Below are 20,500 nucleotides of genomic sequence, written 5' to 3' on the forward strand. Positions count from 1 at the left end.
CCAGCGGCACGGCTTGCCCGGTTCCACCCGGCTTCGCTCTCGACGCCCCGCGACGCGTGCGGCAATGGTACCGTTCTCCCCTATGAAATCGTTGCCCCGGATTCTCTCCACCCTCGTTCTCGCTGCGTCATTGTCGCTCGCGCACGCGCAACAGCCCGCCACGGGCACCAAAGCGCCCAAGCCCGACGCCTCCGCACCCATCGAAAAAACCGATCCCAGCGGGCGCTTCCGGCAAATGCACGAGTCGTTTCTCGCGCGGGGCAAGGCGGGGCCGATCGGCGTACTGTTTCTCGGTGACTCGATCACCGCCGGCTGGACGAAGGCCCCGGACATCTGGAAGACCCACTACGAGAAGTATCAGCCGGCCAACTTCGGCATCGGCGGCGACCAGACCCAGCACGTGATCTGGCGGATCGAGAACGGCGAGCTTGAAGGCATCAGCCCGAAGGTCGTCGTCCTCATGCTGGGCACCAACAACACGGGCACGCACACCGCCAGCGAGATCGCCGCAGCCGACAAGAAGATCATTCAGCTGATCCGGACCAAGCTGCCGAAAACCAAGGTGCTCCTGCTGGCGATTTTCCCCCGTGGGCCCCGCGCCGACAAGTCCGGCAAAATCACGGACGACGGCGTCACCCGCATGGCCATCATCAACGCCGCCAATGCCGAACTCGCGAAGCTCGACGACGGCAAGAACGTCCGCTTCCTGAACATCAACGCGAAGTTCCTCGATGCGAACGGCAAGATTCCGGACAGCATCATGCCGGACCAACTGCATCCGAACACCGCAGGCTACAAGATTTGGGCGGAGGCGATGCAGCCCACGCTCGACGCGATGATGAAGTGACGCCGGGCGCGTCGCGATAGACGCAGCTCCCTGCCACACCCGAGCAGACCGGCGCCGGAGGAAACGTCCTCCGCGCCGCCGTCACTCCTTGCTGAAACTCAGCAGCTCGATCTCGAAGACGAGCGTCGCATTGCGACCGATCTTCGGCGGCTGGCCACGGGTGCCGTAGGCGAGTTCCGGCGGAATGATCACGAGGCGCTTCTCGCCTTTCTTCATCTGTTGCAGCACCTGATCCCAGCCCTCGATCACGGCATCGCGACGCACCCGGAAACTGAACGGCGCATTCGCATCGTTCGCCTGATCGAAGATGTTTCCGTTCAGGAGCCGTCCGACGTAGAGCACGTTCACCTTTTCGCCCGGTTTGGGGGAAGCGCCTTCGCCCTCGCGTTGCACGATATACCGGATGCCGGTCATCGTCTTCTTCGCGTCGGGCCACGTCTTCTCCACAACCTCGAGATCATCCGGCGGCAGTTTTTCGCGCTGGGCCAGCAACGACGGGGACGCGCACACGGCGAGCAGACTCGAAACGAGGAAAAGTTTGGCGAGGGATTTCACGGCAGTGGACGATAAGGCTTTCCCGCCTCCGTGTCATTCGTGTAATTCGCCGTCAACGCGTTTTTCATGCCCCGCCCCACCGTCGCCATCCTCTGTCCGCGGGAGTTCAAATTCACCGACCACGAGGCCAGCGTGGAACGTCCGTTCCTGGATGACGTGGCCGATCTCCGGACCGTGTGGCTCGATTTCAATGCGCCGCTGCCCGACGACGTCATCGGGGCAAACGCCTTGATTCTCTGGCACGGGCCACTCATCACCGCGCCGATCATTGCCAAGATGCAGCACTGCCGCGCCATCATCCGCAACGGCGTGGGCTTCGACACCGTCGACATCGCCGCTGCCGCCCAAGCCGGCATCCCGGTCTGCAACGTGCCCGACTACGGCACCGAGGAGGTCGCCGATCACGCGCTCGCGCTGACGCTGGCACTCTATCGGCAACTTTTCCCGCTGGACGCCGAGGCCAAGCGGCTGGGCTGGAAAATCAATGTCGCCGCCAAAATGCGCCGACTGAATACCCAGACGTTTGGCCTCATCGGACTGGGGCGAATCGGCACGGCGGCGGCGCTGCGCGCCAAGGCCTTCGGGTTTCGCGTCGTCTTTTTCGATCCCTATGTGACGGCCGGCACCCATAAGGCGCTCGGGATCGAGCGCGTGGCGTCACTCGACGATCTGCTGCGTCGAGCCGACACGATTTCGGTGCATTGTCCCCTGAGCGCCGAAACCCGAGGCCTGATCGGCGCCCGCGAAATCGGGCTGCTGCGGCCCGGCGCGTTCATCGTGAACACCGCGCGCGGCGACATCGTGCAAAAGGCGCCGGTGTTCGCCGCCCTGCGCAGCGGCCACTTGGGCGGCGCCGGACTCGATGTCGTCGAAGCCGAACCCTTGCGCACGGCCGAGGAAGCCGCGACGCCGAACCTCATCGTCACCTGCCATGCTGCCTTCTGCAGCCCTGAAGGCATGATCGAGATGCGCAGCACGTCGGCCCGCATCGCCCGCGCCGCCGTCCTCGGCGAGCCCGTCTGGAATCGCGTGAATTGAGACGGAGCTGAGCAGGCAGCCGGGAAACCAGGATTCAACTCCCAACCAACCGGGGCCTTCGTCCTGGCTTCCTGCTTCAAGCAGTTTTCACCGCAGGATGTTTCGCGACCAGCGCGAGCGCTTGATTCAAGAGCGTCTTTCCCGGCTCCATCCGATGCCATGGCGACGCGCCCGACGGATGCGGCAACGGGATGCAGTCCGCCGCGTGACCGCGGTAAGTGATCGGGAATTTCTTCCCGATCGTCTCAATCAACGGCCGTTCGCCGAGAAACTGGGAGATGGCGAGCTTGCCCACTGGCAGCACCAGGTTCGGCTGGAGCAACGCAAACTCCCGCTCGAGCCAGCCGGAGCAGTTGGTAATCTCATCCGGGGCCGGCACCCGGTCGCCGCCCTCGGGTCGCTTGCCCGGAAAGCAGCGGCACACCGCCGCGAAATAAAACCGATCGCGCACGTCGTCCTCGGACCAGCCGAGTGAACCGTGAAACCATTTGAAAAGCGTCTTGCCCGCGGTCCAGGCAAACGGCCGACCCAGCTTGGGTTCCTTGTCGCCAGGCGCCTGGCCCACGAGGATCACCCGGCTGGCCACCGGCCTTCCGACCACCACCGGCTTGAGCATGCGGGGACAGCGCCGGCAGGCGCGCAGGGCGGCAAGATGTTTATCGACGGGAGAAGCGGGCATGGAGGGGAAACGCGGATTGGCCAAAAATCACCAGTGCCCGCGGTCTGCCCTGGCCCACGCTCGTAGGAAACGAACGCGAGCGGGCGAAACCGCGGAACGTGGCGTTATGCCGCGAATCTGCGCGAGTTCACGCGGATTCGTTCCGACCTCCGGCGCTGGTCCAATCCGGGACTCAGCGGCGGCTCTTGAACCGGCGAAATCCACCGCGCGGCTGAATCGTGCCGGGGCGGCCGCGGGGCGACTGCGTCGCGGGCTGGGGCGGACGCGGCGCGTAGGCCTTGTACGGAAAACCTTCGAGCCGGAGCTCGGGAATGCGCTGACCGATGAAGCGCTCGATGTCGCGCACGTCGCCGGCATTTTCCGGCGTCACGAGCGTGAACGCATCTCCCACCGCCTGGGCCCGACCCGTGCGACCGATGCGGTGCACGTAATCCTCGGGCTTCTCCGGCACATCGTAGTTGATGACATGCGAGATCCCGGCGACGTCGATGCCGCGGGCCGCAATGTCGGTCGCCACCATGACCTCATACTTGCCCGACTTGAAACCCGCGAGCGCCTCGATGCGCTGGTTCTGGGACCGGTTGGCGTGGAGCACGGCGACCGAGTGATTGGCCGCTTTCAGACGGCGCGCGATCTTGTCCGCGCCATGCTTGGTGCGGGAAAACACCAGAACGCTGTCGAAGTCGGTCTTTTCGAGCAGGGCCAGCAGGAGATCGAATTTTTGCTCGAACGACACCGGATACACCGCGTGTTTCACCGACTCATTGATCGAGCGGTTGATGCCCACTTCCACTCGGGCGGGGTTGCGGAGTGCAAAGGAAGCGATGGCCTGAATCTCCGGCGGCACGGTGGCCGAGAAGAAAAGCGTCTGCCGGTTCTTCGGGCAGCGGCTGATGATGTCCTTCACCACGGGCAGGAAGCCCATGTCGAGCATTCGATCGACTTCGTCGAGGACGAGGACCGAGATGTCACGCAGGCTGATGGTGCCTTCCTTGAGGTAATCCATCAGGCGGCCGGGCGTCGCGACGATGATGTCGACGCCGCGTTTCAATTCCTGGCGCTGAAAACCGTAGCCGACGCCGCCAAAGATGGCGACCGCGCGCAGATCGCTGAAGCGGGCAAAATCGCGAAACGCAGTTTCGACCTGGGCGGCCAGTTCACGCGTGGGTTCGAGGACGAGGACCCGGGCGTTCTGTCCCGGCTTGTGGGCCCCGAGTTTCGACAGGATCGGAAGGGCGAAGGCCGCCGTTTTTCCCGTTCCGGTCTGAGCGGAACCGATCAGGTCGCCGCCGCCGAGCACCACGGGAATGGCGCGAAGTTGAATGGGAGTCGGATCGGTGTAACCGGCGGCTTGAACGCCGCGAAGGATGGGATCCGAGAGATTGAGTGCTTTAAAAGGCATGGCTATTCCAATGGCCATTCTGGGCGCAGCGAAAAATCCAACCGGACATTCGTTGCTAAGGAGCAGAAACCACGCTCCTGCTGGATTCTTCGCTTCGCGCAGAATGGTCGCGAAGGAAAGCCACCCCGAAGGGTATAAAAGAAAAAGGACGGAACTCCTGAGGAGTTCCGTCCCTCGAAAATCGTTTCTAGGAAACGCAGGTCTTAGTAACGACGATCGCCGCGATCGCGATCGCGACCACCGCCGCCGCCACCGTAACCGCCGCGTCCGCCGCCGCCGCCGCCGCCGAAGCCACGACCGCCGCCGCCGCCGCCGAAGCCGCCACCCGGGCGATCTTCCTTCGGACGAGCCTCATTGACCGTCAGCTGACGACCACCGAGGTCGACGCCATTCATCTTCTCTGCAGCCTGCTTGGCCTCATCGGCCGTGCCCATGGTGACGAACGCGAAACCGCGGGGGCGGCCGGTCATCTTGTCCATGGCGACGTAAACATCGGTGACGGAGCCGAACTGGCCGAAAGCGGCGCGGAGTTCGTCTTCGGTCGTCTTGAACGACAGGTTACCGACGTATAGTTTGGAATTACTCATCTGTGATGTCTCGTAGATCACCGTCCGCTGCCAGTCCGTTCCCACTGTGGGTTTCGAAATCATCACTTAAGCCAAACGCTCAGCCAACGACTCACCAGAAACTGTCATCTAACGTTTTCTCTAACGAAGCTCGAACACCGTGCATGCAGCATGGGCATAAGCAAGGGAATTCGGCCCAGACTGTTCCGTGCTGATTTTGACCCGCCACGCCGAGCCCGGGGTGGCCGCGGAGAACGGCTAGATGGAATACTTTGTTTTTACATCTTCGGGCAGCGGTGCCGCCCGACCCGTGGCCAGATTCACGAGCGTGTAGTCGCACTTCCCGTCGAAGACGCGCTTCCCCGTGGCCACCTTGTCGATTTCGAATCCGAGCGTACACCCGGTTTCCACAAAGCACTCGATCCAGCACCGCACCACCATCCGGTCGCCCATGCCAAGCGGGCGTTTGAATCGCATCGTGGCCGCCGACATGAACCAACCCAGGCCGCGGTCGGCAAACGCCTGCATCGGCATGCCATAGCACCGGTCCATCTGGTCGAAACGCGCGGCGAGAACGTAATCGAGATAACGCGTGCTGTGCACGTGCTGGTAAAGATCGATGTCGTCCGGGCGGACCGTGAGCTCCGTTTCAAACCTGGAATAGACGTTCATGGGCGAGCCGCCCCATCGTGCAGCCGCATCCAAGGGCGTCGAGCCGGATGCACCCCGCCTCCGACTTAGTCGAGCAGCTGATCCAACAAACGGCGCTCGCGTTTCGTCGGCCGGCCACTGCCCTTCGCGCGCGCCAGCAGCTGTTGCACGCCCTGCGCGCGGGCTTTCTCGAACTCTTCCTTCGGCGTCAGATCCGTGCAGAACTGCGCCACCAGTTTCGCGCCCACCCGGCTGCGCGGCACATCGACGACGCGAAGGGTGCGGAGCACCAAGCCTTGTTTTACCGTCACGGTCTCACCGGCGTGAACGTCGCGACCCGGCTTCGCCGGCAACGCGTTCACCTCAACGTTGCCGGCCCGACAGGCGTCAGTCGCCAGACTGCGGGTCTTGAAAATCCGCACAGCCCAAAGCCACTGGTCCAGGCGACGGGCGGATTCGGCGGGCGGCGTGCTCAAGCCCACAAAACAAAAACGGCCGCAGGCGTTGTCAAACGCGCGGCCGTGGCCGAAGGATCATTGCACCCCGGGTGCCGGGCTCAGTTCTTGCGGACGCGGGTGAACTCGGTCCGCAGCCAGTCGTCGATCAGCGCTTTCTCGTGGCGCACACTGTCGTCCCGGAAGGTCATCGTGATCTTCATCATGAAGGCGAGGTCGCGGAGGTCGCGCTTGCCTTCCTTGACCACGTGCCCGTCCGCATCCGTCAACCGGAACGCGAGCACCATGCGCGGCGGGTAAATGTCCTTCACGATGCGGATGTCATCGAAACGCGGCCCGCGCCACGGCTCGAAATCACCGGCCATGTCGATGTCAGTGAAGGTCACGTTGAGCTGGTGACCGTCCGGTACATAGTACTTCGCCTGTTCGAGCAGATGATCGCGAATCTGATCGAGATAGGTGGTGCGCTCGTAGTCACCCATCGAGCTGTCGCGCACATCGGTGAACTTCTTGGGTTCAAAAAACACGACTTCGGCCCGGGCGACAGTCCGGGCGGGCGCGGGCGTCGGTGCAGCCGAAGCCGCCAGCGCCGAAAGCACTCCCCACATGGTCACAAGAATGAATCGGCTGGTTTTCATGATGGGCGGTATGACGAAAGGTAGCACGGGAATGTTCCCACGCAACGGCCGGTTGGAAACTTTCCCTTGCACTTCCACCGCGTCCCATTCCTCCCGGCCCGCCACCGGGTCAATCCACGCTTCGCCTTCTTCGTGTTTACGCCTTCGCTGCGACGATGGTCACGATCACATACTTGCTGGTCGGCGTGTTGCTGCGCGCGGCCACGCTGTCAATTGGTACGAGGACATTGGCTTCGGGAAAATACGTCGCCACGCACCCGCGGGGAATGCGGTACGGCGCCACCATGAACGCAGGTGCGACGCGTTCCACGCCGCCATGGCGATTCGTCAAGTCGACCAGCTGTCCACCCTGCAGCCCCGCCGCCGCGATGTCCGCCTCGTGCATGAACACCACGCGCCGGCCGCCAAACACACCGCGATACCGATCGTCGAGTCCGTACACCGTCGTGTTGAACTGATCGTGCGTGCGAATCGTCATCATCACGAATTCGCCCGGCGCGAGCGTGCCCCGTGGAATCGGCGCCACCACGAAGTTCGCACGATCCGTGCGCGTCTTCCACTTCCGCGTGTCGCGCGGCGCGTTGGGCAGATAGAACGGACCCTCGCGCACGCGCTGGTTGTAGTCCTCGAAGCCCGGCACGACGCGCGCGATCCGATCGCGAATCAAATCGTAGTTCCCGGCCAGCGCGTCCCACGGAATCGCTCCGGCCCGCACGTCGTCACCCGCGAACACCGCCTGCGCGAGGCGGCACACCACCGCCGGCTCGCTCAACAGCCAGGCCGACGCCGGCTCGAGTTGGCCACGCGAGGAGTTGATGATGCCCATCGAGTCCTCCGTCGTCACGAACTGCTCGCCGCCGTCCTGCAGGTCCCGCTCGCTACGCCCGAGGCACGGCAAAATCAACGCCGACCGACCGGTGACAAGATGCGAACGATTGAGTTTCGTCGCCACCTGCGCCGTCAGCGTGCAGCGCCGCAACGCCTCCGCCGTGAAGGCCGTATCAGGTGTCGCCGAAAGAAAATTCCCGCCCATCGCCACGAACACGCGCACCGCGCCCTCGTGCATCGCGCGGATCGTGCCGACAGTATCCAAACCGTGGGCACGCGGTGACTTGAGGCCAAACTCCGCGTCGAGTCGCGCCAGCCAGGCCTCGGGCATGCGTTCGCAGATTCCCATGGTGCGATCGCCCTGTACATTGGAATGCCCGCGCACGGGACACACGCCGGCCCCACGCCGGCCGATGCTGCCGCGCAACAGCAGGAAATTGACGACTTGTTGAATCGTCGCGACCGCCTCCGGCTGCTGCGTGAGTCCCATCGCCCAGCAGCAAATCGTGGCCCGCGACGCCATCGCGATCGCCGCCGCCGCCTGGATCACGGCGAGATCCACGCCGCTCGCCGCGAGAATGTCGTTCCACGGCGTCGCGTGCAGATCCGCCTCCAGCGCCGCAAATCCCTGCGTGTGTTCGCGGATGAACTCGTGATCGAACACCGTGCCGGGCTTGGCGTCCTCGGCCTCCAGCATCGCCTTCATCAGCCCCTTGAACACCGCCAGATCGCCGGCGATGCGCGGTTGCACCCACAGGTCGGACAAGCGTGCGCCATCGCCGAGCAGGGTCTTGAAGGCCTTCAGCGGATTCAGGAAATCCTGGGGGTTCTTGAAACGTTCGATCCCGATCTCCGGCAGCGGATTGATGGAAACGATTTTCGCGCCACGCGCGCGGGCCGACTCGAGCGCGGCCAGCATGCGTGGGTGATTCGTGCCGGGATTCTGGCCGATGACGAAGATCGCGTCAGCATGATCGAAGTCGTCGAGTTTCACCGTGCCCTTGCCGATCCCAATGCTCTCGCCGAGGGCAACGCCGCTCGATTCGTGGCACATGTTCGAGCAGTCGGGCAGATTGTTCGTGCCGAACTGGCGGGCGAAGAGCTGCCACAGAAAGGCCGCTTCGTTGCTCGTGCGGCCCGAGGTGTAGAATGCCGCCGCGTCGGGCGTCGGCAGCGCCCGCAGCTCCCGCGCGATCCGCGCGAAAGCCTCGTCCCACGCGATCGGCGTGTAATGCGTCGCGCCAGGCTCGAGCACCATCGGCTCGGCGAGGCGGCCCTGGGCGTTGAGCCAGAAGTCGCTTTCTCGCGCGAGGTCCGCAACGGCGTGCCGCGCGAAAAACTCCCGATCAACCCGCTTGGGTGTCGCCTCGTCAGCGACCGCCTTGGCGCCATTCTCGCAAAACTCGAAAACGTGCCGATCGCGATCGGGGCTCGGCCACGCGCACGACTGGCAGTCGAAGCCATTGGACTGGTTCACCTGCAACAACGCCCGCACGCCGCGGGTCACGCCCATGCCGCCGACGAGTTGCGCGGTCTTTCCCACCGCCTTCAGCCCCGCGGCCGCCGCACTCGGCGCAGCGAGGTGGGGCGGTGGCGTTTCGCGCGGGGTGAGGGCGGACGGCGTTGCAGGTTCGGCCATGTCCGCAACGTGGCAAAGCCTGCCCTTGGTTCAATGCTACTTCGCGCGCCTTTGCATTTCCGCGGGATCGCCCAATAGTCTGTCCACGTCATGTTCGCCAATCTGCTCCAACTGATCACCGGCCGGCCCGCCTCCCCGGGCCTGGAGCGTCACGCCTTCATCGAGGACGTTCAGGTGCGTCAGCGGGAGCGACGGAGCCGCAAGGTCGAGCGCTTCATGCTGCTGTGCTGGATCCTCATTGCGGTGAAACACGTCCTCATCATTTGGGCCTGCCGGCACTACCCGGTCCCGTTTCATCAACTCTGGGTAAACGCCCCGACCTGGCTGCTGGGCGTGCTCGCCACCGGAATCTATTTCGCGCGAGTGGACAGAAAGTAGTTCCGGTCCAACTACAGGCACGGCGGGCCTCACCGTCCGGGAAATCTTACAGGAGAAAACAGAGGGAACAGAGAGGCCCGGACCTCCGTTTGCTCGGTTACCTCCTGTAAACATCCCCCGGTTCGCGTCCAGGACCGACGGCTCGCTGCGACGGTGATTTTTAAGTTTCGGCCCGGGCGCTTTTCCTTCCACTCTGCAGCCATGGCTCATGTTCCCGGGTTGCGCAGCCCTTACGCGAAGGTCGGTCGGATCGTCTACTTCGGCCGCATGCTGGACAAGATTCGGCTGCACGCTGCCGGCCGGCTGCCGCTCGCGGATTACGGCGAAAATCTCGGCAAGGCCTTCGACGCCCGTTGCTGCAGTTTCCTGCGCGTGCACTATGACGAACTCCGCGCCCGCACGCTCGAAGGCGATCTGAACGATGCACAGTTGCTCCAATGGGCCGAACTCCGCGGCGGCGCGCGTACGGACGAGGAGTGCGAGATCTGGTGCGGTTTCATGATGAAACGCTGCTGGCGCGATCCCGGCGCCGCGATTCTCGCCAAACGCATTCGTGAAAGCGGCCTCGAGGGCAAACCGATCACGACGATGTTCGACTACCTCGACTTTGACGAAGGCCGCGACCCGACGAAGTCGCGCGCGTGGGAACTGCGCGATCCGGTCATAGTGCTGCTCATGGGTGTCGCCGGCAGCGGCAAAACCACCGTCGGCGTGAAACTGGCCGCGGAGCTCGGCTGGGATTTCCGTGATGCGGACGACTTTCACCCGCCGGAAAACGTCGCGAAGATGAGCGCCGGCACGCCGCTCACCGACGCGGATCGCGCGCCGTGGCTCGCTGCCATCCGCGCGTACATCACGCAAAGCCTCGCCCGCGGAGAGAGCGCCGTCGTCACGTGTTCCGCGCTGAAACAGGCTTACCGCGACGCCGCGATTCCCGATCCGCAACGCGTGAAGCTGGTACACCTCTCGGGCGATTTCAGCACGATCCTCGCTCGCATGCAGCAACGGCAGCATTTCATGAAACCGGCGATGCTGCAGTCCCAGTTTGAAACGCTCGAGCCCCCGGCCGACGCCCTGACGGTCGACATCACGCGCACGCCCGACGAAATCGTGGCGAACATCCGCCGCACCATCGGGGCGTAAGTCCGTGGGCGCATTTTTCCATCAAAATCCCGGGAGCCCCCGGTCTTTCGCAACGTGCAACAGCCTGACCCCTTCCGGAAGGGGTCAGGCTGTTGCACGTTGTAGGTCGGACTGCGGCTTCGCGGGAACGCTCGAGGCTACCCTTTCGATTGTGAACTGCCTGCGTTCGCTCCAGCCTGATTGCCGCCGATGAAACCCGCCGCCGCCACGCGCCTTCGTCTTCTCGCTAGCACCCTGAGTGTGCTGCTGGTGCTCGCCGCGCTGGCCGTCGCCTGGGGGCTGTGGCGCATTCGCGCCAGCCGGGCCCAACTCGACGGCACCGCCGCCGTCCGCGGCCTCGCGCAGGCCGTCACTGTCACGCGCGATTCCCTGGGCGTCCCTACGATTCGTGCGGCGAATCGCATCGATGCCTCGCGCGCCCTCGGCTGGCTCCACGCGCAGGAACGCTTCTTCCAGATGGACGTCCTGCGCCGCACCGCCGCCGGCGAACTCTCGGCCGTGTTCGGCCCGCGCGCGCTCAACCGCGATCGTTCCGCGCGTCGCCACGGTTTCCGCAAGCTCGCACAAGCCGTGGTCGCCAAACTCGAACCCACGCCCCGCGCCCTGCTCGACGCCTACGTCGCCGGCGTGAACGCCGGCCTCGCCGCCCTCGCCGAACGACCATTTGAACACTTCGTCCTTCGCCAGGATCCGCAGCCGTGGCTGGCCGAGGACTCGATCCTTGTCATCTATGCGATGACATTGGATCTGCAGGATGAAAACGGGGACTACGAGCGCACGCTCATGACGCTGCGCGACCAGCTCGACCTCGAAGGCCTGGCCTTTTTTGCGCCGCTCGTGACGCCCAACGACGCCGCCCTCGACGGCACCACCGCCCCCGTGGCGCCGATCCCGAGTCGGAAGCTCATCAACCTGCGCGCGCCAAAAGTCGGTTTCACCCCCACACCGTTCGCCGCGCCCGCGGATCCGTTTCCCTTCTTCGTCCGTGATCCCGAAACTGCCGTGGGCTCGAACGCCTTCGCCCTCGCCGGGACGCACACCGCCAGCGGCGCGGCGATGCTCGCGAACGACATGCACCTCGACTACATGGTGCCCACCACCTGGTACCGCGCTTCGCTGGAGTACGCCGGCCGCACCGTCACCGGCGTGACGCTCCCCGGCACTCCCGCCGTCGTCGCTGGCAGTAACGGCCGCGTCGCGTGGGGCTTCACCAACAGCTACGTCGACACCGGTGATCTGGTGGTCGTTGAACTCAACACCATCGCGCCGACGCTGTATCGCGTGCCCGATCGCGACGCGCTCGTGCCGATCGAGCAGCGCCGCGAGACCTTCAAGGTGAAGGGCGGCAAGGACGTCGTGGAGGATTTCGCGTGGACCGTGTGGGGGCCGATCGTCGGCACCAACGATCGCCAGCGGCCGCTCGCACACCGGCTGGTCGTGCACGACCCCGACGCCATCAATCTCAATCTGCTGGAGATGGAAACCGTCTCCACCACGGCCGAGGCGATTGGCGTCGCACACCGCGCCGGCATTCCCGCCCAGAACATGCTGATCGCCGATCAGGCCGGCGCGATCGCCTGGACGATTGCGGGACGGCTGCCGAAACGCGTCGGCTTCGACGGCCGGCTGCCGGTCACGTGGACGTTTGGCGATCGCCGCTGGGACGGCTACCTGGCGTCGGCCGAAGTGCCGGTGTTCACGACGACACCCGAAGCCGTGCCCGGCGCGATGCCGTTGCCCGACGGCCGCCTCTGGTCCGCGAACCAGCGTCATGTCGGCGGCACCGCGCTCGCGAAACTCGGCGACGGCGCCTATCGGCGCGCGCCCCGTGCCGCGCAGATCCGCGACGATCTCGCCCGCCTCGAAAAGGCCACGCCGCGCGATCTGCTCGCCGTGCAGCTCGACGACCGCGCGCTCTTCCTCACGCGCTGGCACGGGTTGTTGAAGGGCACGCTGGCGCCCGCGGCGACGGGTGCGAACAAACCGCGCGCCACCCTCCGCGCCCTCGTGGAAACCGCGCCGGAGCGCGCGAGCCTCGATTCCGTCAGCTACCGCCTCGTGCGCACGTTCCGTGATGCCGTTTACCAGCGTGTCTTCCCGCCGATCTTTGCTTCGTGCGTCGAGGCGTTCCCAGGCTTCAATTTCCACGAGCTGCAACTCGAGCCGGCGTTGTGGGCGATGCTCGAATCCAAGCCGCTGCATCTGCTCGCGCCCGAGTACGCGACGTGGGATGATCTGCTGATCGCGGCGGCGGACGACGTGATCAAGGCAGTTGAGAAGTCCGGCGATTCACTCGGCGAGGCCACGTGGGGCCGCGTCAACGTCACGCGGATCCGCCATCCGTTCACCTATTCCTATCCCTGGCTCGCGCGCTGGCTGAACATGCCGGCGGATCCGTTACCCGGTGACGCCGACACCCCGCGGGTGCAGCGGCCCGGGCACGGATCGAGTGAGCGTCTCGTTGTTTCGCCCGGCCGGGAGAGCGAAGGCATCTTTCACATGCCGGGCGGACAGAGCGCCCACCCGATGTCACCGTTCCATCGCGCCGGCCATGACGCATGGGTGCGCGGCGAGCCCACGCCATTCCTGCCGGGCGCGACCCAGCACACACTAACACTCACGCCGTGAGCGCGGCGGAGTGCAGCGGGGACTATTTTCCACTTTCTCCCCGCGAGTTTCTCCCTTCTCCTGCGCGCAGCCACGCGCGACGCGCCGCATGAAGAAAAAGCACTCCAGCTTCACCGTCTATCTCGGCGGCGAGCTCTTCTCCCTCAAGCACCTCACCGGCAACGCGTGGCTCGCGGAAGCCATCTACGAGGTATCGCACGGCCGTTTCCGTTGCGTGCTGCCGCAGGATGCGGTCGAGCAGCGCGGGCGCAGCGCGCGGGCCATTCGTGACGCCAATCTGCGCGCGTTGCTCGCCTGCGATCTCGCGTTGTTCAACTTCGACGGCTGCGACCTCGACAGCGGCACGGTGGTGGAATTCATGTTCGCCAAGTTCGCGGACATTCCGGCAGTGCTGTTGCGGACGGATGTGCGCCGCGCGGGCGATGTTCACAGCGAGCCGTGGAATTTGATGGCGGGTTCGTTTCCGCGCACGGCCAGCGTCATCGTGCCCAGCCTGCACGACTACCGCGGCGCGCTTCAACGCCGCCAGCGGCAGCGCGTTGATCACGCGATGCACCTCGCCGGCCAGCAGAGTTCGGCCGCCGCGCAGCTCGTATGGGAGGACGTCGCCGCGCAATGCGTGCGGGCCTTCACCCGCGTGCTGGCCATGGAGCCCGTCATGCCGAAACATCTGCGCGAGGAAGTGTACCAATGGCTCGCCCTCGCCCCCGCCCTCGGCGGCAAACAGAAGGAACTGCGCAAGGAGTTCGAACGCCACCTCGAGCGCAAGGTGGAGCGGGACCTGCTCTGATTAATCTCAAATTTGAGATCTGAAATTTCAGATCTCGGACCACACCTTCTGGATCCCCGATCAGAAAGTTCAGCACCCCGTACATATTTCAGATCTCAAATCTGAGATCTGAAATTCCAACCATGCCCGTCCACATTCTCGATCACCCGCTCGCCGCGCACATCATCACGCACCTGCGCGATCGCACCACGAAGCCGGCGACTTTTCGCACGCTCGCGTACCAGTTGAGCCTGCTGCTGGCGATCGAGGCCACCAGCGACATCGAGACGGAGGAAAAACCCATCGAAACGCCGCTCGAGCCCGTGACCGGCCGCGTCCTTGCCCACCAACCGCTGGTCGTCGTCCCGATCCTGCGCGCCGGCCTGGGCATGGTGCAGCCGTTCACCGATATTTTCCCCGACGTCAGCGTCGGCTACGTCGGCCTCGAGCGCGATCACGTCACCGCCCAAGCCCGAAGTTACTACTGCAAACTGCCCCCGCTCGCCGGCCGCCACGTGTTCGTCGTGGATCCGATGCTCGCGACCGGCGGCTCGGCCGCCAAGGCCCTGTCCATTGTGAAGGAACACGGTGCCACCGACACCCGGCTGCTCTGCATCGTCGGCGCACCCGAAGGCGTCGCCGAAGTGGAGCGCCATCATCCCGGCACCGTGATCCACCTCGCCGCGCTCGACCGCGGCCTCAACGCCCGGAAATACATCCTGCCCGGCCTGGGCGATTTCGGCGACCGCCTCTACGGCACATGAAAACCCACCCGCACCCTGCCTCCGCCTTGCGTCGCACCCTCCGCCTGCTCCCCGCCGCCGTGGCGCTCGCCGCCGGCACCGTGCTCCCGCCCGCCCTGCACGCGGCGGAAAATCAGACCGTTCATACGTTCTCACACACGCAGAGCGCCACGACGCGTTACGAGTATCTGCTCGCCCTGCCGACCGGCTACGCCGCCAGCGGCGAAAAACGCTGGCCGCTGCTGCTGTTCCTTCACGGCTCCGGCGAACGAGGCGATGACGTGTGGCTCGTAGCCAAACACGGTCCGCCCAAACTCCTCCGCGGGAATTCGAGCGATCCGGCTGCCAAGCTGTTAGCGGAAAATTTCATCGTCGTCTCGCCGCAGTGCCCCAAGGGCAGGTGGTGGGATACCGCGACCGTGCTCGCGCTGCTCGACGACGTTGGTGCGCGACACCGCGTCGACGCGCGGCGCGTTTACCTGACCGGTCTCAGCATGGGTGGCTACGGCGCCTGGGACGTAGGTCTCACCCAACCCGAACGCTTCGCCGCCATCGTGCCCATCTGCGGCGGCGGCTCCTCGCGCCCCGTGCTCTCCGCCGAAACCGCCCGTCGCAAGGCGCTGCGCTCGCTCGGCGTGTGGGCGTTTCACGGCGCAAAGGACGAATCCGTCCCGCTCGCGGAGTCGCAACGCATTGTCGATTTCCTGAAAAAGGTCGGCGTCGAGGACATCCAGCTGACTGTGTATCCCGAAGCCAAGCACGACTCGTGGACCGCCACTTACGCGAACCCCGAACTCTATACCTGGCTGCTGCGCCACGAACGCCCCGCGGCCACGGCGGCCCGCTGATCCGATGCCCTGACTCCAGGACGGAGCAACGGCAACGACCGCCGCGCTTGCCCGGCCGCCTGCGGCCTTCCAGTTTCGCCGCCTGCGCGCCATCCATCACTCCCTCGGCTACGATTTTCTGCTGTCGACCCCGCCGGACTACTTCACGCGCGTCGGTCACCGCTGGCCGCTGATTCTCTTCCTGCACGGCGCGGGCGAACGCGGCGCCCGCGTCGAGGACGTCGCACGTCACGGTCTCGCCCGGCTGCTCTCCGACCAGGCGATCCGCTCGGAGGCCGAGATCGCCATCGGTCGCGACGTCGCCGCGCAATTCATCGTCGTGGCACCGCAGTGTCCGCCGCTCGAGGTGTGGAGCGATGACGGCCTGATGGCGCTGCTCGATCACGTCGAGCGCGACTACGACGTCGACGCGCGCCGCGTGTATGTCACCGGCATGAGCATGGGCGGCTTCGGCACTTGGTCGCTCGGTCTCCGCCACCCGCAGCGTTTCGCCGCGATCGCGCCCGTCTGCGGCGGCGGCCGGCTTGCGGACGTCGCGACCGCCTCCAGTCGCCAGCCGGCCGCGCTGCAACGCCTCGGGGTCTGGACGTTTCACGGCGCGAAGGATCGGGTCGTGCCCGCCGCGGAGTCGCAGCGCATGTTCGACGCCCTCGAGGCCGCCGGCGTGCGCGACACCCGGCTGACCGTGTATCCTGAAATCGGGCACGACGCGTGGAACGCGGCCTACGGCAACCCGGAGCTCTACGCGTGGCTCCTCACGCAGACGCTCTGATCCCTCGGGAGCGCAGGCCTCCGGCCTGCATCGGCAAGGTCGACGAATGCAGGCGGGACGCCTGCGCTCCCAGGACCACCCACTGCCACGAAGCTACCGTCACCGCACCCGCACTCCGCATGGATCGGTCCTGACCGCGTAGCCAGCGGGCACCATCACCCAGTCGGCGGCGTCACCGTCGATGCGCGGAATCCGATCCGCGGGAAATTGAAAGACCTTGAATGTGACGTCGGGCCGTTCCAGCGCCGGAATCGTCGGGGCGATGATCAGGGCCAGCATCGCCACCAGCAGACCGGCGACGCAGGGTTTCCGACGGGGGTGTGACGTCATCGTGGCCATCGTGGGCAAAGCCGGTCGCGAACGAATCCCGCCGCCCGCGGACAGTTCGGCAGCGCTGAAGCGATTGCGTCCGAAGCTCACGGCGCCGCGCGGATCGCGTCCGGTTGCGGCACGCCAAAGTCCGGCGTGCCATCGGGTCTCCACGTGATCGGCTGCACGCGCGTGTGCCGGTTCGGATCGTGCAACGGATCGCCGGGGATGTCGCGGTAACTGCGGGCGTGATACACGAGCAGATCGGTCTTGCCGTCACTCGACACCGTGAAGCTGTTGTGACCGGGACCGAAGACGCCGTTGGCCTCGTGCGTGGCGAAGACCGGCTCGGGTGATTTGCGCCACGACGCCGGGTTGAGCAGATCGGCCGACTCATCGGCCGTCAGCAGCCCGACGCCATACTCCGCGCCCGTCCCCGCGGCCGAATACGTCAGAAAGACCCGTCCGTTCCGCACGAGCACGGCCGGACCTTCATTCACCCAGTAACGAATCTGCTCCCACGGAAACTCGGGCCGCGAAATCATCACCTGGCTGCCGGTGATTGCGAGCGGGCCGTCCATCCTTGCCAGATACAAGTTGGTGTTGCCGCGGATCGCCGGGTCTTTCTGCGCCCACGCCAGGTAGCGCGTGCCACGCACCACGAACGTCGTCGCATCGAGCGCGAACGATTCCCAATTCGTTTTCAACGCGCCGCGTTCAGCCCACGTGCCTTCCACCGGATTCGCCGCGGAGTTTTCGAGCACGTACATCCGGATGGCCCAGCTGGTCTCCGGCTCCGCGCCGCCAGCGGCGAAATACACGTACCACTTCCCCGCGACGAAGTGCAGCTCGGGCGCCCAGATGTGCGAACCCATCGGTCCGCTCGCATGGCTGCGCCAGATCGTCACGGGCTCCGCCGCCGCCAATCCGTCAATGGTCCGCGAGCGCCGCAACTCGATCCGGTCGTACTCGGGCACCGTGGCGGCCAGATAATAAAAGCCGTCGGTGTGATAGGTCAGATGCGGATCCGCGCGCTGCCGCACGATCGGATTGGCCAACGCTGGCCCGCCCGCCGGCGAGGCGGGAAACCACGTCGCGAGCGCCGACGCCACGAGCTGATGGCCGCGGGCGTTCGGATGATTGATCTGCGACATCAACTGCTCCAGTGGCGTGCCCTGCCGCTTTTCCGCCAGGAAAAGCTCCAGCGAATCCACGAGCCCGGTGCCAAACTCGCGCGCGAGCTCGCGCACCTGAGCGGCGTGTTGGTGCAGCAGATCGGCGGGATCCTCGAGCTTGGACCGCGTGTCGGGCGTGGGCGTCAGAAGAATCACCTTCGTTCCCGCCGCCTGCGCCCGCGCGATCATCGCGCTCCAGGCGGTGCGGGCCGCCGCGAGGCCGGGTCCGCGATCGTTGAGCGCGTAATCGATGCAGACGACGTCGGGCCGGTGAGTGAGGACGTCAGCATCAAAGCGCGCGGCGCCGCGCACCGAGTTTTCTCCGCCGATGGCCGTGACGATCACGTTGATCACCGCCAGCGGAAACCGCTCCTTCAGGGCCCGCTGCAGCAGCGCGGGGTAAGCGTTGAGTGAGTCGACGGCCGGCGTCCGAAAGTATCCCGCGGGGACGCTGTGACCGTGGCACACGACATTGATGGTGCGATTGCGCGGCCAGGAACGTTCAAGTTCCGCCACGACCGGGGCGAGGTAGTTCGCCGGATCCACCGGCGCCGCGGGCGCAGGCGAGATCGTGAGGAGGGCAACCACCAGCGCGCTCATCCGAAGGATCGCGTGAGTTCGCCTGTGCGGCAGCATGCTCGCGCGGGGAAGAATGGTTCGAAGGGCCGGACTCACTTGGAACCGAGCGCTTCCTGCAGTTTCGCAGCCCGATCCCGCATGGTCTCGTTGTCGGCCAGGCGGGCCACGATCTCGGCAAACGCGACCGCCTGTTCCCGGTATCCGTGTTGGTGATTCAACTCCGCCGCGCTGAGCACGAGCGAGAGCCGGCGGGGAAACAACCTCACGCCTTCGTCGAGGACGGCGAGATGGCCGCGGGTGGGCGTGGCCTCGGCGTGCGTCCACGCGTCGGCAATCAACTCGTACACTTCCGGCAGCGGCGGCTCCTCGGTACGCGCCGCAAACAACGGCTTCAGCACCTCGGCGAGCTGGTTCACGTTGAGTCGGGCAGGCGCGGCACCGGAACCCGCGCGGAACTCAGCCAGGCGCAGTCGCGCGAGCTCAAAATTCGCACGCGGGCGAATGGGTCCAATGGCAGCGGCGGCTTCGAGGTACTCGCGCGCGCCAAGGTCGTTACCGGCATCAACCTCACAGAGCCCCATCACGGCCAACAGCCGGGGATCGCGTTCGCCGCGATCGTAGGCGCGTTTCAGCGTGCGGCGGGCCTGCTCGAGATACTTCGGCGCCAGCTCTTCGGAGATGCCCTTCACATAGGGCACCTCGAGTCGTTCCCAGTCGCCCTTGATCCGCGCGATGTGGGCGTCGGTGGCGTTGCGCAGCACCAGCGGCGCGAGCTTCGCCTTGCGCGCCGGGCGAAAATGCAGCGTGCGCCGGACCGCCGCGGGCAGGTAAGCCGCGAGTTGTTCGCGCGCCGCGGCCGGATCGAAGCCGAAGCACTCGGTGAACAGCGCCTCGCTCGGACCGAGCACCGCGGAGCGATCGACAAATTTCCAGAAGGCCTCGCGGTGAGCGTGGCGATCGGCTTCGAGGCCCCAGCGCACAAACAGCGCCGCCTGGGATTGCCACGCGCGGATCGGATCGTGGGTCTGCGCCGGATCGCGCGCGGGCAGCTGCGCGGCAAGGAACTCCAGCAACGGCTGCACCGGCGGCGCGGTCTTGGGATCCTTCTTCAGCGCGGCCGTGTGCAGCGGGGAGATCCATTCCAGCGGCTCGACGCTGAGCTCGCCGCCGCCGTAACTGGTCTGCTGATACAGCGCGAGGAAGCCGCTGACGAACCACGGTGGCAGCGCCGGCACGCGCCGTTTGACCAGGAAACTGATGTAATCCTGCGTCAGCGACAGGCGGTCGGCGTCGAAGTCGTCGCGCCGCACGATCATGAACACCGCCATCGCATCGCGATCCCACAGCCGGAGATTCGGCAGGAAACTGTAGCGTCGCTGCGGCGTTGGTATCCGCAGGCCGCGTCCGCCCGGCAGCGCCAGGCCGCCGCCGTCGTCGACCGGTTCCGGCGTGTTGCGAATCATCCGGTGAATCACCTCCTGCGAAGCCGCCGGCTGCAGCTCCTCGTCGTAGAGGATCAGCGCGCGCGGCACGGACAGTTTCAACCGCAGCGAGGGCGGGAGCATCTCCCCGAGCAGTTCGTGCAGCTGCTGGTGGATTTCGACCACCCGGCGCGTCGTGGCGTCGTTGCAGCGCGAGAGGATCTCGTAACCGGGCGCCTCCGCGTAGCGCCACGGCGGCCCTTTCGCGAGCTCCTCGACGATGAACGGCGGGAGCGCGACCGCCCGCTCGGGCTCCTGCGCGCCTGCGCCGGCGATCGCAGCCAACGCCCATGCCAGCGCCGGCAGCAGCCACCGGGCCCGGCGACTGGGCTGCGGCGTGATCTCATCAAACTCAAGGCCCGCCGGACTCATCGGGC

General features: G+C 65.7%; 20 protein-coding genes. 9 read left to right on the forward strand and 11 right to left on the reverse strand.

Annotated elements, in window-relative coordinates; translation table 11 throughout:
- Nucleotides 1-82: 82 nt before the first annotated feature.
- Complete coding sequence (locus tag ACLJEU_RS26215; RefSeq protein ID WP_414664549.1) at nt 83-847, forward strand: GDSL-type esterase/lipase family protein; 765 nt, start codon at nt 83-85, stop codon at nt 845-847.
- Between the two features lie 81 nt (nt 848-928).
- Here ACLJEU_RS26215 and ACLJEU_RS26220 read toward each other — a convergent pair whose 3' ends face one another.
- Nucleotides 929-1,402: an FKBP-type peptidyl-prolyl cis-trans isomerase gene (locus ACLJEU_RS26220; RefSeq protein ID WP_414664550.1), complete on the reverse strand. Its 474-nt coding sequence runs from the start codon at nt 1,400-1,402 to the stop codon at nt 929-931.
- Between the two features lie 66 nt (nt 1,403-1,468).
- Between ACLJEU_RS26220 and ACLJEU_RS26225 the strand changes: the two genes are divergently transcribed.
- Nucleotides 1,469-2,440, forward strand: a complete 972-nt coding sequence (locus tag ACLJEU_RS26225; protein ID WP_414664551.1) for a C-terminal binding protein — start codon at nt 1,469-1,471, stop codon at nt 2,438-2,440.
- 76 nt (nt 2,441-2,516) lie between these two features.
- On the opposite strand, the gene ACLJEU_RS26230 is transcribed toward ACLJEU_RS26225, so the two are convergent.
- From ACLJEU_RS26230 to ACLJEU_RS26260, 7 genes are all read right to left on the reverse strand, one after another.
- Entirely contained in the window at nt 2,517-3,119 is a 603-nt protein-coding gene (locus tag ACLJEU_RS26230) for a uracil-DNA glycosylase family protein (RefSeq protein WP_414664552.1), read from the reverse strand.
- 172 nt (nt 3,120-3,291) lie between these two features.
- Nucleotides 3,292-4,521, reverse strand: coding sequence for a DEAD/DEAH box helicase (locus tag ACLJEU_RS26235; protein ID WP_414664553.1), 1,230 nt, complete (start codon nt 4,519-4,521; stop codon nt 3,292-3,294).
- 203 nt (nt 4,522-4,724) lie between these two features.
- Nucleotides 4,725-5,108 (reverse strand): RNA recognition motif domain-containing protein, encoded by a 384-nt coding sequence (locus ACLJEU_RS26240; protein ID WP_414664651.1) that lies wholly within the window; start codon nt 5,106-5,108, stop codon nt 4,725-4,727.
- Between the two features lie 237 nt (nt 5,109-5,345).
- Nucleotides 5,346-5,759, reverse strand: a complete 414-nt coding sequence (locus ACLJEU_RS26245) for an acyl-CoA thioesterase (RefSeq protein WP_414664554.1) — start codon at nt 5,757-5,759, stop codon at nt 5,346-5,348.
- 65 nt (nt 5,760-5,824) lie between these two features.
- Nucleotides 5,825-6,214 carry an RNA-binding S4 domain-containing protein gene (locus ACLJEU_RS26250; protein WP_414664555.1) on the reverse strand — a complete coding sequence of 130 codons (390 nt, stop codon included), beginning with the start codon at nt 6,212-6,214 and terminating at the stop codon, nt 5,825-5,827.
- A gap of 80 nt (nt 6,215-6,294) precedes the next feature.
- On the reverse strand, nt 6,295-6,831 hold the full coding sequence (locus ACLJEU_RS26255) for a DUF3016 domain-containing protein (protein ID WP_414664556.1): 537 nt from the start codon (nt 6,829-6,831) through the stop codon (nt 6,295-6,297).
- Between the two features lie 136 nt (nt 6,832-6,967).
- Nucleotides 6,968-9,298 (reverse strand): FdhF/YdeP family oxidoreductase, encoded by a 2,331-nt coding sequence (locus ACLJEU_RS26260; protein ID WP_414664557.1) that lies wholly within the window; start codon nt 9,296-9,298, stop codon nt 6,968-6,970.
- A 90-nt stretch (nt 9,299-9,388) separates the two neighbouring features.
- Here ACLJEU_RS26260 and ACLJEU_RS26265 point away from each other — a divergent pair, with 90 nt between their 5' ends.
- The 7 genes from ACLJEU_RS26265 to ACLJEU_RS26295 all read left to right on the forward strand — a co-directional run bounded on the left by ACLJEU_RS26265 (nt 9,389) and on the right by ACLJEU_RS26295 (nt 16,579).
- Nucleotides 9,389-9,676 (forward strand): hypothetical protein, encoded by a 288-nt coding sequence (locus ACLJEU_RS26265; protein WP_414664559.1) that lies wholly within the window; start codon nt 9,389-9,391, stop codon nt 9,674-9,676.
- A 201-nt stretch (nt 9,677-9,877) separates the two neighbouring features.
- Nucleotides 9,878-10,819 (forward strand): gluconokinase, GntK/IdnK-type, encoded by a 942-nt coding sequence (locus ACLJEU_RS26270; RefSeq protein ID WP_414664560.1) that lies wholly within the window; start codon nt 9,878-9,880, stop codon nt 10,817-10,819.
- 189 nt (nt 10,820-11,008) lie between these two features.
- Nucleotides 11,009-13,447 carry a penicillin acylase family protein gene (locus ACLJEU_RS26275; protein WP_414664561.1) on the forward strand — a complete coding sequence of 813 codons (2,439 nt, stop codon included), beginning with the start codon at nt 11,009-11,011 and terminating at the stop codon, nt 13,445-13,447.
- An 88-nt stretch (nt 13,448-13,535) separates the two neighbouring features.
- On the forward strand, nt 13,536-14,237 hold the full coding sequence (locus tag ACLJEU_RS26280; protein WP_414664562.1) for a nucleoside 2-deoxyribosyltransferase: 702 nt from the start codon (nt 13,536-13,538) through the stop codon (nt 14,235-14,237).
- A gap of 122 nt (nt 14,238-14,359) precedes the next feature.
- Nucleotides 14,360-14,980 (forward strand): uracil phosphoribosyltransferase, encoded by a 621-nt coding sequence (gene upp, locus ACLJEU_RS26285; RefSeq protein WP_414664563.1) that lies wholly within the window; start codon nt 14,360-14,362, stop codon nt 14,978-14,980.
- Between the two features lie 26 nt (nt 14,981-15,006).
- The gene (locus tag ACLJEU_RS26290) at nt 15,007-15,807 is read left to right on the forward strand and encodes a carboxylesterase family protein (protein WP_414664564.1); all 801 of its coding nucleotides are present in this window, start codon (nt 15,007-15,009) and stop codon (nt 15,805-15,807) included.
- Between the two features lie 121 nt (nt 15,808-15,928).
- The gene (locus ACLJEU_RS26295; protein WP_414664652.1) at nt 15,929-16,579 is read left to right on the forward strand and encodes a carboxylesterase family protein; all 651 of its coding nucleotides are present in this window, start codon (nt 15,929-15,931) and stop codon (nt 16,577-16,579) included.
- A gap of 99 nt (nt 16,580-16,678) precedes the next feature.
- Here the strand turns inward: ACLJEU_RS26295 and ACLJEU_RS26300 are convergent, their stop codons facing one another.
- The 3 genes from ACLJEU_RS26300 to ACLJEU_RS26310 form a co-directional block, all read right to left on the reverse strand.
- Complete coding sequence (locus tag ACLJEU_RS26300; protein ID WP_414664565.1) at nt 16,679-16,909, reverse strand: hypothetical protein; 231 nt, start codon at nt 16,907-16,909, stop codon at nt 16,679-16,681.
- 86 nt (nt 16,910-16,995) lie between these two features.
- Nucleotides 16,996-18,663: a family 43 glycosylhydrolase gene (locus ACLJEU_RS26305; RefSeq protein ID WP_414664566.1), complete on the reverse strand. Its 1,668-nt coding sequence runs from the start codon at nt 18,661-18,663 to the stop codon at nt 16,996-16,998.
- Nucleotides 18,664-18,734: 71 nt separating this feature from the next.
- Nucleotides 18,735-20,495 carry a tetratricopeptide repeat protein gene (locus tag ACLJEU_RS26310; RefSeq protein ID WP_414664567.1) on the reverse strand — a complete coding sequence of 587 codons (1,761 nt, stop codon included), beginning with the start codon at nt 20,493-20,495 and terminating at the stop codon, nt 18,735-18,737.
- Between the last annotated feature and the right edge of the window lie 5 nt (nt 20,496-20,500).

The organism is Terrisphaera buseokensis, assembly GCF_047521145.2.
GTDB lineage: Bacteria > Verrucomicrobiota > Verrucomicrobiia > Opitutales > Opitutaceae > ER46.

What these genes read in the sequence shown, in the direction of transcription:
- ACLJEU_RS26260 (WP_414664557.1), bottom strand. Translation starts at nt 9,298, where the DNA reads ATGGCCGAACCTGCAACGCCGTCCGCCCTCACCCCGCGCGAAACGCCA.
- ACLJEU_RS26225 (WP_414664551.1), top strand. Translation starts at nt 1,469, where the DNA reads ATGCCCCGCCCCACCGTCGCCATCCTCTGTCCGCGGGAGTTCAAATTC.
- ACLJEU_RS26240 (WP_414664651.1), bottom strand. Translation starts at nt 5,108, where the DNA reads ATGAGTAATTCCAAACTATACGTCGGTAACCTGTCGTTCAAGACGACC.
- ACLJEU_RS26235 (WP_414664553.1), bottom strand. Translation starts at nt 4,521, where the DNA reads ATGCCTTTTAAAGCACTCAATCTCTCGGATCCCATCCTTCGCGGCGTT.
- ACLJEU_RS26255 (WP_414664556.1), bottom strand. Translation starts at nt 6,831, where the DNA reads ATGAAAACCAGCCGATTCATTCTTGTGACCATGTGGGGAGTGCTTTCG.
- ACLJEU_RS26215 (WP_414664549.1), top strand. Translation starts at nt 83, where the DNA reads ATGAAATCGTTGCCCCGGATTCTCTCCACCCTCGTTCTCGCTGCGTCA.
- ACLJEU_RS26305 (WP_414664566.1), bottom strand. Translation starts at nt 18,663, where the DNA reads ATGAGCGCGCTGGTGGTTGCCCTCCTCACGATCTCGCCTGCGCCCGCG.
- ACLJEU_RS26275 (WP_414664561.1), top strand. Translation starts at nt 11,009, where the DNA reads ATGAAACCCGCCGCCGCCACGCGCCTTCGTCTTCTCGCTAGCACCCTG.
- ACLJEU_RS26265 (WP_414664559.1), top strand. Translation starts at nt 9,389, where the DNA reads ATGTTCGCCAATCTGCTCCAACTGATCACCGGCCGGCCCGCCTCCCCG.
- ACLJEU_RS26270 (WP_414664560.1), top strand. Translation starts at nt 9,878, where the DNA reads ATGGCTCATGTTCCCGGGTTGCGCAGCCCTTACGCGAAGGTCGGTCGG.
- ACLJEU_RS26310 (WP_414664567.1), bottom strand. Translation starts at nt 20,495, where the DNA reads ATGAGTCCGGCGGGCCTTGAGTTTGATGAGATCACGCCGCAGCCCAGT.
- ACLJEU_RS26245 (WP_414664554.1), bottom strand. Translation starts at nt 5,759, where the DNA reads ATGAACGTCTATTCCAGGTTTGAAACGGAGCTCACGGTCCGCCCGGAC.
- ACLJEU_RS26280 (WP_414664562.1), top strand. Translation starts at nt 13,536, where the DNA reads ATGAAGAAAAAGCACTCCAGCTTCACCGTCTATCTCGGCGGCGAGCTC.
- ACLJEU_RS26300 (WP_414664565.1), bottom strand. Translation starts at nt 16,909, where the DNA reads ATGACGTCACACCCCCGTCGGAAACCCTGCGTCGCCGGTCTGCTGGTG.
- ACLJEU_RS26230 (WP_414664552.1), bottom strand. Translation starts at nt 3,119, where the DNA reads ATGCCCGCTTCTCCCGTCGATAAACATCTTGCCGCCCTGCGCGCCTGC.
- upp (WP_414664563.1), top strand. Translation starts at nt 14,360, where the DNA reads ATGCCCGTCCACATTCTCGATCACCCGCTCGCCGCGCACATCATCACG.